The organism is Clostridium boliviensis (assembly GCF_033342255.1).
Classification (GTDB): Bacteria; Bacillota; Clostridia; order Lachnospirales; family Lachnospiraceae; genus Lacrimispora; species Lacrimispora boliviensis.
Map to the genome: position 1 here is coordinate 1 of NZ_JAWONS010000042.1, position 872 is coordinate 872.

Here is an 872-nt window from a genome sequence, read left to right on the forward strand (position 1 = left end):
GACTTGCCATTCATTTCGACATGCGTTTGGCACTCACAGTTATGAAAACGGTACAGATTTGCTTACTCTGAAAGCTCTTCTTGGTCATAAATCTTTGAATTCTACCACGATTTATGTGCAGTTGGCATCCAATGGTGTTGGGTGTGCTTTGAGTCCTTTTGACTGTATGGAGGGTTTTCCTCATGCATAAAATCCAAGAAATATTTCAATCTTCTTATTCCGAATACTGTGGTATTTACAATCCAACGGAAGTTCAAAATAAAGCAGCTTTATCTATCTTGAATTGTAAGTCAGGAAAACTTGGATGCAACATTTCTATCTGTGAAGACTGTGGTCATTCAGATATACATAATAATTCCTGCCGCAATCGGAATTGTCCTTGTTGTCAGTCCATACTGAAAGAACTTTGGATTGATGCCCGTAAAACGGAAGTGATTGATTCGCTTTACTTCCATGTCGTATTTACCTTGCCTGCTGAATTAAATCCTCTTATTTATTGCAATCAATCCCTACTTTATTCTCTGATGCACAAATGTGCATCAGAGACACTATTAGAGTTATCTGCTGACAAAAAATATCTGGGGGCTACTCCTGGTATCATTCAGGTACTTCACACCTGGGGGCAGAAACTAAATTTTCATCCTCATATTCACTGCATTATTACTGGAGCCGGATTAACTAAAACGAAACAGCTGCGAAAAAGTCAAAAGAAGTTTTTTATACCCGTCAGAGTATTAGGAAAGATGTTCCGTGGGAAATTCCTCAACCAGCTGCAATTACTGTATGAAAAGCATAGACTTCATTTCCCCAACCAATGCCCTAAGCTAAAGAATTCCTACGAATGGAATGAATTCACATCATCTTTATATGAC

2 protein-coding genes are annotated in these 872 nt (G+C 38.3%); both read left to right on the plus strand.

What is annotated here, in order from left to right:
• A partial coding sequence (locus RZO55_RS02325; protein WP_318062694.1) for a tyrosine-type recombinase/integrase occupies nucleotides 1-190 on the plus strand: 190 nt, incomplete at its 5' end.
• Nucleotides 183-872: IS91 family transposase (locus RZO55_RS02330; protein WP_318062695.1), on the plus strand; the 690-nt coding region annotated here is incomplete at its 3' end. The genes RZO55_RS02325 and RZO55_RS02330, both read left to right, overlap by 8 nt.